Origin of the sequence: Paraburkholderia sp. SIMBA_027, from assembly GCF_046535315.1 — a bacterium.
GTDB classification, from domain to species: Bacteria; Pseudomonadota; Gammaproteobacteria; order Burkholderiales; family Burkholderiaceae; genus Paraburkholderia; species Paraburkholderia tropica.
The window spans coordinates 1-271 of the sequence record NZ_JAWRWY010000609.1 but is presented as its reverse complement, the minus strand read 5'-3'; the positions used below and the strand labels follow the sequence as shown (position 1 = coordinate 271).

General features: G+C 69.7%; 1 pseudogene. It reads right to left on the bottom strand.

The window, feature by feature from the left end:
- Positions 1 to 271 (bottom strand): annotated as a pseudogene (locus tag SB764_RS40450) (ABC transporter permease); the annotation flags it as partial.

The window sequence follows — 271 nt, the reverse complement described above, 5'->3', positions numbered from 1 at the left end:
AGCAGCGACACGCGGGTGCCGTACAGGATCGCCGAATACAGGTCGCGGCCCTGGCTGTCGGTGCCCAGCAGATAGGTCGACTGGCCGTTGGGCGACCAGGCCGGCGGCAACAACGCGTCCAGCAGCTCGACCTTGGTCAGGTCGAACGGATTGTGCGGCGCCACCCAGCCGGCCCCGAAGGAACCGATCAGCAGCAGCGCCAGCATGACGGTGGCCACGATGGCCACGGGCGCCCGGCGCCAGGCCCAGGCAATGTCGCTGTCCCACCAGC